Genomic DNA, 18,006 nt, shown 5'->3' with positions numbered 1-18,006 from the left:
TATTTTTTTGTAATATATATAGCCCGCAATATTGCGGGCTATATTCTTCTTATCCCTTAAATTGTTGCAAGTACGCTGTTAATTCAGCTCCCAATACCTGTACGTGAGCATTTCCCACCAGTGAATCGTGATCGCCGGGCACAGTAATAGCCTGTGTTTTTGCAGCGAAGGCTTCCCAGCCCAAACTTTCACTACTTTCTTCCCAGGGGGTTTGTGCAGCTTTTACAATTAAAAGGCTGGCATTAACAGGATCTGTAACTGTATATTCCATAAATGCATTACTGATAACCAGATTTAATATCCTTAAAATAAAGCTAGCATAATGCTTGTTATTTCCAATATTTTCCAGGACAATTGAAGTCACTACCGGCATGATTTTTTCCCTGTCTGCTAAAGAAAATGCTTCTTTCAGTTTCCAGATCCATTCAGGGTAAGGTTTAGTTACAATACTGCCCAGTTCAAATACGACCATGGCCAATCTGAAGAGTAATTCCCCATTATCCTCATTACCGTGGACCGAACTGTCCGTAGAAGTATCCTTATCTAAAATAATCCCTGTCTGTACTTCTTCGCCCGCAGCTTCCAGCTGTTTTGTCATTTCGTGAATCATGATCCCCCCCATAGAATGTCCGATGAAACGGTACGGGCCGGCAGGCTGTACTTCTTTCATCCAGCCAATATTACGGGCAGCAATCACGGCTACATCATGTTCAGGAGCTTCTCCTTCAAATACCCCCGGCATCTGTAATCCATAAAGGGCACAAGTGTCGTTCAGTGAACTTCCTAAAGCAGTATACACTTCACAAATACCTGCTGCCCCCGGCAACATAAATACAGGGAATGAAACCGGACCATCATTTAACAATATTACATGCTCACTATAAGAATTTTTCCATATATCTGCAGAAAGGCCGGCTTCTTCTATTCGCAGATACAGGATTTCAGCAAGTTCAGCTATAGTCGGATAATTGAAAATATCCCGGACACTAATTTTCAGATCCAGTTCTTTTTTAATCACCGAAACTAAACCAATCACTAAAAGAGAAAGTCCGCCAAGCTCAAAGAAATTGTCATGGATACCAACTCTTGGTACGCCCAGCATATTCTGCCAGATTGTAGCCAGTGCAGCCTGTAAATGATTATTTGGTGCGATGTAGGCCGTAGCAAGTAATTCATTGGTATCCGGATCGGGCAATGCTTTCTTATCTATCTTACCGTTAGCAGTTAATGGAAGTTCCTGAAGGGTGATAAAAAAGGATGGCACCATATATTCTGGCAGTAATCCTTTTAACCAATTTAGCATTAACTCTTTATCATAATTGGTATTAGTGACCAGATAAGCGATCAGGCGTTTATTCCCATTTGCATCGTCTTTAACCACCACAACTGCCTGACTGATATCTTCGTATTGCTGTAAGACATTCTCAATCTCCCCAAGCTCAATCCGGAATCCACGAACTTTAACCTGATCATCAATACGGCCAAGGTATTCGATATTGCCATCGGGCAGCCAACGGCCAAGGTCACCCGTACGGTACATTTTACTTGTCGTATTAAACGGATTGACAATAAACTTTGCAGCAGTCAGGTCAGGACGGTTTAAATACCCTCTGGAAACCCCTATACCTGCTACGCAGATTTCACCAATCACACCTATCGGACAAAGATTTAATTCATTATTCAGCACATATACCTGCAAATTCTGGATCGGACTACCCAGTGGTATATTAATTTGCTCAGGGGTTTCATGCATCACATAATGACAGATATCATCCGAAGCCTCTGTAGGCCCATAAGCATTCACTACCGGGATACGGCCAAAATCAGGATGTCCGAACCATTGAGCTAACAATGGCTGGCTAACTGCTTCTCCGGTAACGAGCAGATATTGCAGTTTTTCCAGCTTAGTGGTCAGCTCTTCACGCAGAACAGCTGCCAGATAAGAAGGGACCAGCTCTAATATAGTAACCCCGTTTTCTTCCACTTTCTCTAAAAGTGCAGCCGGCTGCAGCAGCAGATTTGAAGGATAAATAATCGTATGCCCCCCGCTTAAAAGGGCTGAGAAGATCTGCCATACAGAGATATCAAAAGTATAAGAAGCAGTAAAAGCAACGATACTCTCTGCATTCAGCTGCAAATCATTAACTTTTGAATACAAGTGATTTAACATACCTGCATGTTCTACCATTACCCCTTTTGGCTGTCCGGTAGAACCGGAAGTATAAATTACGTAAGCCAGATCCCCTGGTTTTACCTCGCCTGCTTCAATAGCAGATGGATACCTGTTAATGACAGCAATATCCTGATCAAGCAATACCAGCGGCACATCAGATACCTTATAAATGCGATGGCTGATATCTCCGGTAGTAATCACTATTGAAGCTTTAGTATCGGCCAATATATAACTGATCCTTTCTGCCGGATATGTTGTATCCAGGGGTACATAAGCCCCGCCTGCTTTCATTACACCCAGAATAGCCACAACCATTTCAGCTGATCTTTCCAGGAAAACCGGAACCAGTGTATCAGTTTTCACGCCTTTAGTGCGCAGATAATTAGCCAGTTTCCCTGAAGCTTCATCCAGTTTACGGTAAGACCAGGTTACCTCCTCAAATACAATTGCCGGAGCATCAGGCGTAAGAACGGCCTGCTGTAAAAACAGATCGACCAATGTCTGCGTATCCGGATAGGCAACAACTTTATTGTTAAAAGTAACCAGCAATTGCTCTTGTTCCCCGGCCGTGATCAATTCAACTTCTTTCCAGGTTTTCACTCCTTTGTCTACCAACTGCAAGAGCACTTGTTTGAAATGGCCCATCATCATTTCCACCGTCTTTGTATCCAGCAATTCATCATTATGAATAAACAACAGATTGATCTCCCTGCCTGTGATCACATTAATGGTCAGCGGATAATTGGTTTGCGGATGCACAACTATATCACTGACTTCAAGTTCTCCGCCTTTTTGCAGGTCAGATTCATTGACAGGAAAATTCTGGAAAACAATAGAAGTGTCAAAAAGATCGCCTTTGATACTGGTCAGCCGCTGAATGTCATTCAGGGTAGTATATTGATATTCCCTGCTTTCCAGCTGTCCCTGCTGTATTTCCTGCAACCAGGTGCTGATATCTACAGATTGATCCACATGGATATATAGCGGTAAGGTATTGATATACATCCCTACTTTTCTTTCAATACCTGCAAGATCTTCGGGACGGCCGGATACAGTAACCCCATAAACGACATCGGCACGGCCGGTATATCTGTATAAAAGATAGGCCCAGACACCCTGCATCAGCGAATTAACTGTTAAATGCTGCTGTTTTGCATAATTTGAAACCTGCTCAGTCAAAATAGCATCAAACTGAATGATACTTTCATTCATTCCGATACCACGGGTACGGTCTGCTGTTGCGCTAACAAAAGGAAGTAAACATCCTTCTTCGACAGGTGCCAGATGATTACGCCAATAAGCAGTTATCTGATCTTTATCCTGCTTTTCGATATAACGGATATAATCCTCGTAACGGTCTGCAGGTTGTTCTTCTACAGGTTTACCAGCTTCGAGCTGTTCATAATTACCAAACAGCTCAGCTAATAATACAGGTACAGACCATCCATCCAGCAGAATATGATGGAAGCTCCATAACATTCTGTATTGAGCATCAGAAAGCTGAATCAGACAAATCCGCATTAACGGTGCTGTTTTCAGATCAAATCCTCTGATCCGGTCTGCATCTTCATATTCCTTTATAGCCAGTTCCTGCTCCTGCACGCTCATACCGCGATAATCCAGCAAAGTTGTCGAAAGCGGCACCTCTTTATAAACACATTGTACCGGTACAGAGAATACATCATGGTGGAAACCCGTTCTTAAAATACTATGCTGTTTAATCAGCATTTCCCAGCACTGAATGAATTTATCTGTTTGCAAAGTCAGCAGATCGCAGGAAAGCTGCTCTGTAAACGCACCATGTTCATTGTATAACTCATGGAACAGCATTCCTTCCTGTAAACCACCTAAACGGTAAATGCTTTCCAGCTGTGACCTTCTTGGCGCACCCTGATAATCTTCATCCAGGAACCTGTCCAGCTCATTGACAGTAACCAAACCATTCAGACCATAATCAAATGGAGTAAAAGCCGGTGAAACCTGTTCAGCACAATGGCTGATCAGGTTTTGCAAATGCTCCATATACAAGCTGGCTAACTGATCAATACTTGCCTCATCATAATGTCTGGCACTATAACTCCAGTCAATCAGCAACTCTCCACCCTGAATCATGGTATTTACTGATAACTTATCCGTGAAAGGATAATCATCTGCAATACTGTTACCGGCCTGTTCATTGGCCATACCTATTTCTCCCTGCTCACTGACCATGTTGTCCAGCTGTCCAAGATAGTTGAATATGATATTCCATGAACCTTTCCCCTGCAGGGCAGCCAGTTTCTCTATGTATTTCAATACCCCAAAGCCTATTCCTTTTGCCGGTATTTTTCTTAATTGTTCTTTAATTGACCTTAATGCATAACTGGCATCCCTGCCGGCTTCTGTTTCCAGAGATACCGGATAAAGATTCGTAAACCAGCCCACAGTACGGCTGGTATCAATACCGGCCATAATATCTTCACGTCCATGTCCTTCCAGTCCAATAGAAATCCGCGAAATACCGCTCCACTGTGACAGGGCCAGTACAAGTGCACATAAAAGCACATCATTGATTTCTAAATGATAAGCCTGTAGCGCCTCCTGCAATAAACGCTGAGTTTCTTTGCTATCCAGCCTGGTCACTTTGGTTCCCATATCATCCATCGTCAAATGCGCTGTATAGTCATGGTCTTCAGGTAAAGGAATATAATGTTTTGCAACATCTGTCCAGTAAACATGCTGTTTGGATATCGTTTTTCCATACCCTTCCAATGCATTATACCATTGACGGTACGAAGCACTTTTATTTCCCAGAACAGACAATGCATTTTTGCCCGGCTGTTTGATCAGGAGTTCAAGGTCTTCCAATAAGATCCTCCAGGAAACACCATCCACTGCAAGGTGATGAACAACCAGTAATAAACGGTTATTCTGATCTTTTTCAGGAGTTAAAAATAATACTGCCCTAAAGATAATTCCCTGCCCGATATCCAGGCTGCGTTGTGCCTGTTCACCATATTGTCTGATCGCAGCAGCTACATCAGCAACGTCCAGTTCTTCCAGGTTTATAGTTTCCAATGCCCCGGTGTAGATACCATAATCCTGTTCCCATTTATCTCCTTTTTCTGTATAAGTAAACCTCAGAGCATCATGATAATTAACCAATTGCAATACAGAATCAGAAATCACATCAGAATCTATCTGCTTAGAAACAGTTAAAAGCATATGCTGATTAAAGTGTGATACCGAAGGATTTTCCAAATCAAAATACCATTGCTGAATAGGTAATAAGCCACTTTCACCAGTAAGGAAACCTTCTTCGGCATAAGAAACAACATGCGTTCTTTCTTCCAGCAATCCGGATAATCCAGCTATGGTATGATTTGCAAATATGTCTTTCGGCTGAAATTCATAACCAGCTCTTTTAGCTCTGCTCACCACCTGAATGGTAATGATTGAATCGCCGCCCAATTCAAAGAAATTGTCATGGATACCAACCTGATCCACACGAAGCAAATCCTGCCAGATAGCAACCAGGGCCTGTTCGGCCGCAGTTCGTGGTGATTCATAATTACTGTTCACCAAAGTACTGACACCCGGCTCAGGTAACATTTTCTTATCTATTTTACCATGACTGGTTAAAGGCAGTTTTTCAATGGACACCCATAATACAGGGATCATATAAGCCGGAAGTTTCTCTTTCAGATAGGCAATAATACCTTCCTTGTCAAATGGTCCTTCTGGTACAATATAACTTACCAATTGTTTATGACCACGATCATCGGCTTTAACCAGCACAACTGCATTTCTGACTAAATCACTTTCCTGCAAAACATTTTCTATTTCACCTAATTCGATACGATAACCACGGATTTTCACCTGATCATCTATACGGCCAAGATATTCAATATTGCCATCAGGTAACCAGCGTGCAAGGTCTCCACTGCGGTACATTTTCCCTCCCCAATCTGTATGGAAAGGATTTTTCACAAATTTCTCTGCAGTAAGAGATTCCCTGTTCAGATAACCTGTTGCGATACCGGCACTACTGATACATAATTCTCCGGCAACACCTACCGGGCTCAGTTTATTTTCTGAATTCACGATATAAACCCTGGTATTACTGATTGGAATACCTATTGACGGTGCTGTATTTCCATCTTCAGCAGAAAGTATATGACTTGTTGTGACAACACTATTTTCTGTCGGGCCATAGTTGTTGACAATCTGATATGTTAATCCCCTAAGATCTACTGCGGCAAGTTTATCCCCACCGGCCTGTACATATTTCAGGGCCGGAATTTTCTGATCTCTGCTGGCCGATACAAATTCAGGTACCATGACAGTAGATAATAAAGTATGGGTAATGCTTTCTTTATTATAATAATCTATTAAACCAGATGGTGATAAACGCAGCTCATCATCAATGATATGAAGGGTCGCCCCTATACTAAGGGCTGGCCAGATTTCCCAGCCAAAGGCGTCAAAACCTACCCCTGCTGCAGTAGTAGTCTGACTATCCGCAGTCATTTCATAACGTGCCAGATACCAGCTTACCATGTTGGAGACCCCTCCATGTGAAACTTGTACCCCTTTTGGCTGACCAGTAGAACCTGAAGTGTAAATTACATAAATCAGATCCGCTAAACTTAAAGTGATACCAGGTGCAGTCACAGGATACTGGTTGAGCTCCTCATTTAAATATTCAGGATTAATTAATTCCAGCTCAGGAATTACTGGTAAACCTGCTAATACTTTTTCATTAGCGATCAGCAGTCCTGCGTCAATATCAGACAGCATGTACTGAATCCTGTCGGCAGGATAACCCGGATCGACAGGAACATAAACCCCGCCGGCCTTCAAAATAGCCAGTATAGAAACCAGTATCCCTGCAGATCTTTCCTGACATACAGGTACCAGAACACCAGTTTTCACACCTTTTGTCAATAAATAATGTGCAAAACGCGATGAGCGTTCATCCAGTTCTTTATAAGTTAAAGAATTAATTCCTTCAACGATTGCCAGGCTTTCAGGGTTTCTGGCTACCTGTTCAGCAAAGCGGGCAATAACGGTCTGTGAAGGCTCAGCTGAAATACTCTTATCATTAAAATCATGAAGTAAATGTTCTTTTTCAACCGTTGTGAATAGATCAATATCCCCGAATTTCAGGTTTTTAGAAGAAATAATCTGTTCCAGCACTACTTTGAAATGACTAGCTATTGCTTTGACATAACCCGGTTCTAAAAGACTGTTATAGGTGAAATTTATCGATACTTCTTTGCCGGCAGCGATGATAATACCTAAAGGAAAATTACTATGTTCTTGAGTGGAGATATTCTCTACGTTTAATTTCCAGGGCTGCGCATCCAGTGTTTCGCTCACCGGATAGTTTTCAAAAACCATTAGTGTATCAAACAGATCACCTCCAATACCAAATAAGCGCTGTATTTCACTCATACTGTTATATTGGTAGGCCCTGCTTTCTGACTGTTCAGTCTGCAGCTGTTGTAAACCTTCAGCAATAGACTGTGATAAATGTATTTTGTTGTGTAACGGTAAAGTATTGATATACATACCCACTGCATCTTCTACACCTGATAAATTCTCCGGACGGCCAGAAACAACAACCCCGAAAACAATATCCTTTCGTCCTGTATACCGGTATAGAAGATATGACCAAACCCCCTGCATCAGGGTATTGATGGTGACCCGGTTCTGCTGTGTATAAGCAAATAAGCGCTCAGCATATGCAGCATCAAAATGTAATTTCTCATCACCATATCCGCCCTGTACCTTGGTACGCTCAGAAATAGTTTGAATAAAAGGCAGTAAACTTGCTTCTTCCAGTCCATCAAGATATTTCTGCCAGTACGCCGTTGACTCTTCTTTATCCTGACGTTCGATATAACGGATATAATCTTCGTAACGGTCGGGAGTTCCAACCTGTATCGCTTTTCCGCTTGCAAGCAGCTCATAGTTATTGAACAGCTCTTCCATAAGGATTGGCATAGACCAGCCGTCAAGCAGGATGTGATGGTGGGTCCATAACATGTGATAACGGTCATTGTCAAGCTTCAGCAGAGAGATATGCATGAGCGGCGCAATTGTAAAATCAAAGCCTTTTTTAAGGTCTTCTTCTTTATACTTATTGATATAATCCTGCTGTTCTTCCTTGTTCAGCATACTGCAATCCAACACCCTGAAAGGCATTTTTACATCAGAATAAACAAGCTGTACAGGAATTTTAAATTCCTTGTAATTAAATCCTGTACGCAGGATCGTATGATTCTGTATTACAGCATTCCAGCTTTGTATGAAAAAATCAATGTTAGGTGCAACCAGGTCACAGCAAAAATGTTTACTATAAGCTCCGGTCTGCTCGTCGTAAAAACTATGAAACAGCATCCCTTCCTGTAAACCACTTAAACGTGACATGCTTTCCAGTTGCAAACGACGCGGGGCACCGTTATAATCTGCATCCAGGAATTTGTCCAGTTCTTCATTGGTGATCTCCTCACCCAGGTTATAATCTGAAGGCGTAAACACGGGGATTTCTACAGCGACAGCATGCTTAATCAGATTTTCAAGGTTTTCAAGATAGGACGCAGCTATTGCGATCAGCGCATCGGCCGTGAAATGACGCTTGCTAAAACTCCAGCTCATCCGCAATTCACCACCCTGGATAAAACTGTTGACCGATAGCAATTCTCTGATCGGATGACTCTCGGCAGTGGAACGCCCGGTAGATTCAGCAGCACCTGATAAAAGTGTGTTTCCTTCTTCCTGAACCAGGTTATCCAGCTGCCCCAAATAGTTGAATTCTACTTCCCATGGATCAATACCCTGTAAAGCACTGGCTTTATCTATATATTTTAAAACACCATATCCCAGACCTTTATCTGGTATTTGGCGAAGTTGTTCTTTAATATGCTTCAATTGTAAACCATAATCAGCGTCAGGATCAACAGACAGCATAACCGGGTATAAACTAGTGAACCAGCCAACGGTACGGCTGATATCAATACCCGGAATAAAGTCTTCCCTGCCATGACCTTCCAGACCAACAACTACCTGCGCGTGATTGTTCCATCTGGCTAAAGTCAATGCCAGTGCAGTTAACAATACATCATTAATTACGGTATGATACGCACGCGGTACATCCTGCAGTAACTGGCGGGTAAGTGTAGCATCCAGAACAGCGGTATGCTGCTCAATGTCTGCAATGGTCAGTGTTTCTGACCAGGCATGAACCGTACGCATTGGCCTGGCCGCTGCGACAGCTGTTTCCCAGTAACGGCGCTGATGCTGTACAGCTTTGCGTGCAGCATAGCTTTCCAATGCCTGGTACCATTGACGGTAAGAAGCAGTTTTATAAGGTGGAAGCGGTTCTTTTGACAAGAGTAATTCCAGATCTTCGAGCAGTATACGCCACGAGACCACATCTACAGCAAGATGGTGTACAATAAGCAACAATCTGTTTTTTACTTCCGTATCAGGGGTTAACAGCAATACAGTACGCAAAACAACGCCAGCAGTCAGATCCAGACTGCTTTGATATTGTTCATTGTTTGAAGCAATTGCAGCTGGCAGGTCTTCGGATGATACCTGACGTAAATCGCTTATTTCAAGCGTTCCGGTATGGTTACCATAAGCCTGTTTCCAGCCTTCTGCTGTTTGCTCATAAGTAAAACGCAATACATCATGTGCAGCAACTAACTGACTGATCGCAGAAGAAATGGTCTCTGTTGACACACTTTTATCAATGGAAAGCAGTATATCCTGATTGTAATGAGAAATTGCGGTAGCGCCAGATTCAAAATAGTGTTGCTGAATAGGCAGTAAACCACTCTCCCCTTCTAATAAACCTTGTTCACCAGAAGAAGCACTCTCTGCTTCGGTTAACAGACAAGCCGATAAACCAGCTATGGTCTGATGCACAAATAAATCACGCGGATGCAGACTGAAACCGGCACGACGCGCACGGCTAACTACCTGAATCGTAATAATGGAATCTCCTCCCAGCTCAAAGAAGTTATCATAAATACCCACTTTAGGGATATGCAACAGCTCTTGCCAGATTTCAGCCAGGATAGCTTCCTGCCCGTTACGCGGAGCGGTATAAGCACCCGTCTGTAAAGAACCCATATCAGGATCGGGTAAACCTTTACGGTCTATTTTACCATTTCCTGTTAACGGTAATTCATCAAGCGCAACAAAAAGCCCGGGGACCATATACTCCGGTAAATGATTTTTTAACCAGCTCACAGTCCCTTCACGGTCAAAAACACCTTCTGCTACTACATAAGCGACCAAACGTTTATTCCCACTCTCATCTGTTTTTACAATGACAGCTGCCTGTACGATAGCCTCGTTCTGCTGTAAGACATTTTCGATCTCTCCAAGCTCGATACGGAAACCACGGATTTTAACCTGGTCATCCATACGGCCCAGATATTCAACTGTGCCATCAGGTAACCAGCGGCCTAAATCTCCGGTACGGTACATCCTGCCTGTTTCTTCAAATGGCGTATTTACAAAACGCGAGGCAGTCAGATCAGGCCTGTTCAGATAGCCTCTGGACACACCAATCCCAGCTACGCAGATCTCACCTGGTACACCCACAGGGCAAAGCTGATCGCCGGAAGATAACACATAAATACGCATATTCTGTACCGGTTTACCCACAGGAACACTGATCCGTAATGGCGTCTCATACATGATATGATGACAGATATCATCCGATGCTTCGGTTGGTCCGTAAGCATTCACAACAGGGATACGGCCATAGTGAGGATGGGCAAACCAATGTGCCAGTAAAGGCTGACTGACTGCTTCACCAGTAACCAGTAAGTAAGATAATTTGTTGAGGTGAACTGATATATTCTCCTGTAAAACAGCATTTAAATAAGACGGAACCAATTCCAAAATTGTAACCCCATCAGTTTCAACTGCATCAATCAGTAGCGCTGGCTCCAGGATTCCTGCCGAAGAATAGATCACTGTTTTACCACCGCAAAGCAATGCTGAGAACAACTGCCAGACGGAAATGTCAAAAGTATAAGAAGCGGTAAAAGCAACTACCGTTTCTGCTGTTAATTGTAAATCATTGATTTTAGCATACAGGTGATTCAGCATCCCTGCATGTTCCACCATAACCCCTTTAGGTTTGCCGGTTGAACCAGAAGTATAAATCACATAAGCCAGGTCTGCGGGTTTGGCAGGATTCAATGGTGCGGTAACCGCCCAGGTGCTGATTTTCTCCCAATCAGTATCCAGTAAAACTGTATCTGCTGAAGCAAAAGCCCCGATACTTGTTTTCAGGTCGCTGGTTGTAATTACAACCGAAGCATTCGTATCTTCAAGCATGAAGCTGATCCTGTCTTCAGGATAACCCGGATCAATCGGAACATAAGCCCCTGCTGCTTTGAGAACACCCAAAATCGCTACGGCCATTTCTAACGAACGATCCAGACAAATAGGCACTAATGCGTCAATTGTAATTCCTTTGCTGCGCAGATAGCCCGCAAGCTGGTTAGAACGCTCATTTAATTCCTGATAAGTATAAACCTGATTTTCAAAAACCAGGGCAGGCGATGCAGGGCTTCTTAAAACCTGTGCCTCAAAAATACTGACCGCTGTTTGTTCATGCGGATAAACAGTGGCTGTGTTGTTGAACGTTTTCAGCAATTGCTCCTGTTCTGCACTGCTCAGCAACTCTATATCTGCCAGCGTACCTGTTTCATGGACAAGCAGTTGCCTGAATACCTGTTCTATATGCGCAGCAATAGCAGCTACGTAATTATCTTCCAATAATGTGCTGTTATAACTCAATACCACATTAATTGATGCACCAGAAGAAACAATCAGGCTTAGCGGATAATTTGTCTGTTCACGCATCTGTGCATTTTGCAGCTCAACATTGTCCTCAGAAGAATCTGAAACTACTTTACTGGCCGGATAATTCTCAAATACTAATAAACTATCAAAAAGATCACCCTCTGCCATTGCCCATTTCTGAGTCACGTTTAAAGGGGTATGCTGATACTCTCTGCTTTGCAACTGACTGATCTGCAACTCCTGTAACCATTGTATAATACCCGCAGAACCCTCTACTACGGTATATAAAGGCAGTGTATTGATATACATCCCTACCGCACGTTCTACTCCTGGCAGATCTTCCGGACGGCCGGATACGGTAACGCCGTAAACGATATCCGGACGGCCTGTATAACGGTACAGTAAATAAGCCCATACCCCTTGTATCAGCGTATTCACTGTTACACGGTGTCTTTGTGCAAAACGGGAAAGCTGTGCAGAGAAGGCCGCATTTAAGATTAAAGGCAGTTGACGGTACTCACCGATCCCCTTATTCCGGTTCACAGTTGTGCTGACAAATGGAAGCAAACACCCTTCGCTGATGCCTTTCAGATAACCGCGCCAATACAATTCTTCCTCTTCTTTATCACGGCGCTCCGTGTAACGGATATAATCTTCGTAATTATCTTTAGCAATTACCGGCAATGGATTGCCAGCCACAAGTGCCTCATAAGCAAGCAATAGCTTTTCAAGCAATACCGGCGATGACCACCCGTCCAAAAGCATGTGGTGGAAATTCCAGAGTAAACGGTAACGGTTATCATCCAGACGTGTCAGCGTAATCCGCATTAACGGAGCGACTGTAAAGTCAAATCCATCCAATTTTGCATTTGCTTCAAACTCCTGAATTGCAAGTAACTGTTCAGCTTCATCCAAATGACGATAATCCAGCATGGTTACAGGCAATTCAACTTCATGATAAACACATTGTACCGGAACTGAGAACACATCATAATAAAAACCGCTTCTCAGAATACTGTGATGAGCTAACAGATATTGCCAGCTTTGCAAAAATATTGGCACATTTAAACCCGTCAGTTCACCTGTAAACTGCTCTACATAAGCACTTGCCTGACCATCATAGATACTATGGAACAACATTCCCTCTTGTAAACTGCTTAACCGGTACATACTTTCCAGTTGCGTTCTGCGCGGCATTCCATTAAAATCTTCTTCCAGAAAAACATCCAGTTCCTGGCTGGTAACCACCCCGCTAAGGTTATAATCCGCTGGCGTATAAGAAACATGTACCTGGTTAATACAATGTTCAACAAGATTTTCCAGATGAGACATATACGCATCTGATAACCCGGCAATCGCTTCTGCTGTAAAATGCCTGGTGCTATAGGTCCAGGTGACCAGCAGTACGCCTCCCTGAATCACACTATTGACAGCCAGATTCGTTCTTAAAGGATAAGCCTCATCAATTGCAGCCCCGGTATTTTCGATAGCACCGTCTAATGAATCTTCTGCATTAACCAGATTATCCAGCTGCCCTAAATAGTTGAAAGTAATATCCCAGGGCTCTGAGCCTTGCAAAGTGTCAATTTTGTTGATGTATTTCAATACGCCATACCCAATTCCCTTATCGGGAACCTGACGCAACTGCTCTTTAATAGTTTTTAACAGCGAAGCTGAATCCTGATCCTCTTTAACTTCCAGCAATACCGGGAAAAGACTGGTAAACCACCCTACCGTACGGCTGGTATCTATATCTTTTAAAATATCCTCACGGCCATGCCCCTCTAATCCAATAGAAACCTGACTGTTACCATTCCACTCTGCTAATGTAAGCGCCAATGCACTTAATAAAAGATCATTGATTTCGGTATGATAGGCACGGTTTGCATCTTGTAATAAACTTCGGGTAACCCCGCTATCCAGTTTTGAGGTATAATCAACTGTATCTGCAATCGTAACTATTCCTTTTTCTTCTTTTTCGGTTTTCAGCGGATGAAATGCAGCAGTGATCCTTTCCCAGTAACTTTGCTGACCCATTAAACGGCGACGCTGGCTGTAACTTACCAATGCACTATGCCACTGACGGTAAGAGCTGCTTTTATGCCCTAAAACAATAGTTGCCTGCTGCTCAGGATGTGCAATCAGTAAACCTATATCTTCCAGCAGGATACGCCAGGACACACCATCCACAACAAGGTGATGGCCCACCAGTAAAAGACGGTAATGCACATCTGTTTCAGGAGTCAGCATTAATACTGCACTAAAAAGTATTCCCTGCTCAATATCCAGACTGCGCTGAGTCTGATCACAAACCGCTTCTATCTCATCCTGCAATTGATGAGCTGATAATTTTTGCAGATCAACAATTTTCAAAGCACCGGCAGACTGCCCGTAGTGTTGCTCCCAGCCATGTCCTGTGGATTTATAAGCAAAACGCAAAGCATCATGGTAAGTAACCAGCTGCTCAACTGCTGCAACCAGAGTTGCAGGCTCAATATCCTTATCAATACTCAATAATACCTGCTGATTGAAATGCGATGGATTTGGCCCGGTCGCCTCAAAGAACCATTGCTGAATAGGTAATAAACCTGCTGTTCCAACCAGCTGTCCCTGTTCGGCAGTAACTTCATTACTCTTTCTGGCCAGTAATAATGCAGATAGTTTCTCTACAGTCTGGTAAATAAACAAATCCTTTGGATGAAGATCATAACCAGCACGTTTCGATCTGCTTACAACCTGTATAGTAACAATAGAATCACCACCTAACTCAAAGAAATTATCATGAATACCCACTTTCGGCACACCCAATAAATCCTGCCAGATTGCAGTCAATGTCTGCTCCATCGGGTTTCTCGGAGCAACATAATCACTCGCAGAAACCATCACATCTCCAGGCTCAGGCAGGGCTTTCCTGTCAATTTTACCATTAGGGGTAAGTGGTATACTTTCTATCGGAAGCAAGATAGAAGGAATCATATAATCCGGTAATTTATCTTTCAGATAAGCCACAATTCCTTCTCTGTCAAAAGCACCTTCAGGGATGACATAACCAATCAGCCTGTGAGTTCCATTCTGATCTGACTTCACAGCAATAACAGCTGCATTTACCAGGTCACACAATTGCAATTCGGCTTCAATTTCACCGGGTTCAATACGGAAACCCCTGATTTTTACCTGATCATCAATACGGCCAAGATATTCAATATGTCCGCCAGGCAACCAGCGGGCAAGGTCACCCGTACGGTACAAGCGTGCGCCCGGTTTAGGGAGATAAGTATCCCCGATAAATTTCTCAGCAGTAAGTTCAGGACGGTTCAGATAACCACGGGCTACCCCCGGACCACCAACACATAATTCTCCTGCAACCCCCACAGGGCATAATCTCCCCTGTTCACTCTGAATGTAAACCTGTACGTTTTCTATCGGCTTACCGATAACAACTGTATTATTTTCTAGTATGGGTTCGTCTGTTAAACTTGTACAAACTGTATTTTCAGTAGGGCCGTATGCATTAATTACACGAACACCTTTAGCTTTAATATAACGGGCATCTTCACGGTTTAATGGCTCTCCGGCGGATACCACGGTCGTAACCGGCCCCAGTACATCCTTAACCAGATGCTGATAAGAAGGTGGTAAAGTAACGACTTCGACCTGATGCCTTTTAACCATCACCCCAAAACTTTCAGCCGATAGCAGGTCTTCTTTTTTTGGCAATACCAGTACCCCACCACTCAATAAGGTATTAAATACTTCATAGCAGGATGCATCGAAACCAAAAGAAGCAAACTGCAGGAATCTTGTTCCATGGGTTAAACGGAGTGCATTCCGCTGGCTTACAGCCAGGTTGACCACCCCATTATGTTCAATCAGCACCCCTTTTGGTTTTCCGGTCGAACCAGAAGTATAGATTACATAAGCCAGGTTTTCGTCTGTTAACGAGGTGTTAACAGGCCCTTTGGCATGCGCACCTATTTCATGCCATTCTTCATCCAGTGCAATCACTTCAATGTGACCTGCCAGAGCCGGTAATTTTGGTTTACTATTCCCATCCGTAATAATTACGCTGGCCGCGGTATCTTCTAAAATATAACTGATTCTTGATGCCGGATAGTCCGGATCGATAGGCACATAGGCTGCCCCTGCTTTCAGGACACCAAAAATCCCTATAATCATTTCCAGAGACCTGCCTAAACAGATAGGAACCAGGGTCTCTGTGGTCACCCCTTTAACAGCCAGATAATGTGCAAGCTGGTTAGCCTGCTCATCTAATTCTTTATAACTCAAAGACTGCTCTTCAAACACGATCGCAATCGCGTCAGGCGCATGTTCAACCTGTATCGCAAAGGCATCCAATAAAGTAGTCCCGGGTTCAAGCCCATGATCAGCAGCTGTTTCATTAAAAGAAAGCAGTAATTGTTCTTCAGTTGTACTCAGCATTTCCAGATCGCAAATCCTGGTGACCGGATTCTCTGCTATTGCGTTCAGCAATAGCTCAAGATGACCAACCATACGGGAAATCGTTTCTTCCCGGTAAAGATCTGTACTGTATTCAACTGCCCCCGAAAGGCCTTCTGCAGTTTCTCTGAGCGTAAGTGTAAAATCGAATTGTATTTTGGTCAGCTCCATTGGTTCTGCAGAAAGTTCTACCTCCTGAAGTTTCAAATCACCATCACCAGAGGTATTCACCAAAGTGAAACATACCTGAAACAATGGATTACGGCTCAGATCACGCTCTTTTACAACAGCTTCCACTATCTTCTCTAAGGGAAGGTCCTGATGCTGGTAAGCACTCAGTGTGGTATCTTTGACCTGTTGTAATAAAGCTTCAAACGATGGATTTTCACTCAAATCACTGCGCAATGCCAGTGTATTTACAAAAAAACCAACTAAACCTTCTAATTCCTGCTGTGTCCTCCCCGCAGTAGGTGTACCTACACAAATATCATCCTGCCCGGTATAACGGTATAACAAGACCTTAAATGCAGTCAGTAAGGTCATAAACAAGGTCGTATCATGACTGCGGGACAAGGCCTGCAGTTTTTCTGCCAGTGCTAAGCCAAAACTGAACTCACTTACCGCACCTTTTGAACTTTGTACTGCCGGACGAGGGTAATCAGCAGGTAAAAATAAGGTAGCTACCCCATTTAATTTCTTTTTCCAGTAATCCAGGTGGAATTTTTCTATCTGCGGGGAAACCTTTTCCCGCTGCCATACGGCGTAATCTGCGTACTGTATTTCCAGCACAGGCAATTCTGCCTGCCTTTTTTCTGTACCGGCATTATAAAATTCGATCAGTTCATTCACAATAACCCCCATAGACCAGCCATCTGAGGCAATATGGTGCATCGTAACCAGTAGCACATATTCTTCTTCACCAAGCACAATCAGATAAGCGCGTAACATATGGTCAGCAGCCAGGTTAAACGGTGCATCTGTGAGTTCTTTAATCCCTGCACGCAAAGCTTCCGGATTGTTCTTATAGATCAGATCATCAACAACAGACAGGTTCCAGCCATTTTCAGGCAAAATATGCTGATATGGTTTCCCGTCTTCTGCCAGTATTACGGTTCTTAAGACTTCGTGGCGGTTGACAATCCCGTTGAGCGCAAATTCCAGTGCCTGCTGATCAAGCTTCCCTTTAAGCCTTAAGACCGTTTGGAGATGATAGGCCGTACTGCCTTCCAGCTGATCCAGAAACCAAAGACGTTCCTGGCCAGAAGAAAGCGGGATATGTTTGATTGTACCCCTTTCAAAGGGTACAATTTTATTTTCATCAGCAATAACCGCGGCAGCGCTATGCTTTTTGAAATAAGTAATCAGATGTTCTTTCCTCAGTTTCAACTCATCCATCAAACTGCTATCTATCACCTGATCTTTGTGCATCTTAATTTTTAGCTTGTCGTCATCCAGAGTAATCTTGATACCGACATTATTCGCTTTATTTAGCAGCTCTACTACATCAATTAAATTAAAATTGGGCATAATTATGTTTTTTATGAGGTAAGGGTTCTTAG

At 43.2% G+C, this 18,006-nt stretch carries 1 protein-coding gene; it reads right to left on the bottom strand.

All coding sequences use genetic code 11. The features are described 5' to 3' along the window. Positions 1-49: 49 nt before the first annotated feature. Positions 50-17,974: a non-ribosomal peptide synthase/polyketide synthase gene (locus HDE68_RS05575; protein ID WP_183879705.1), complete on the bottom strand. Its 17,925-nt coding sequence runs from the start codon at positions 17,972-17,974 to the stop codon at positions 50-52. Positions 17,975-18,006 lie beyond the last annotated feature (32 nt).

Origin of the sequence: Pedobacter cryoconitis, assembly GCF_014200605.1 — a bacterium.
GTDB lineage: Bacteria > Bacteroidota > Bacteroidia > Sphingobacteriales > Sphingobacteriaceae > Pedobacter > Pedobacter cryoconitis_B.
The sequence above is the reverse complement of the archived record's forward strand: the minus strand, read 5'-3'. Positions and strand labels throughout refer to the sequence as shown.

Bases quoted from the DNA above. Each gene is read 5' to 3' on its own strand.
- HDE68_RS05575 (WP_183879705.1), bottom strand. From the start codon at position 17,974: ATGCCCAATTTTAATTTAATTGATGTAGTAGAGCTGCTAAATAAAGCG.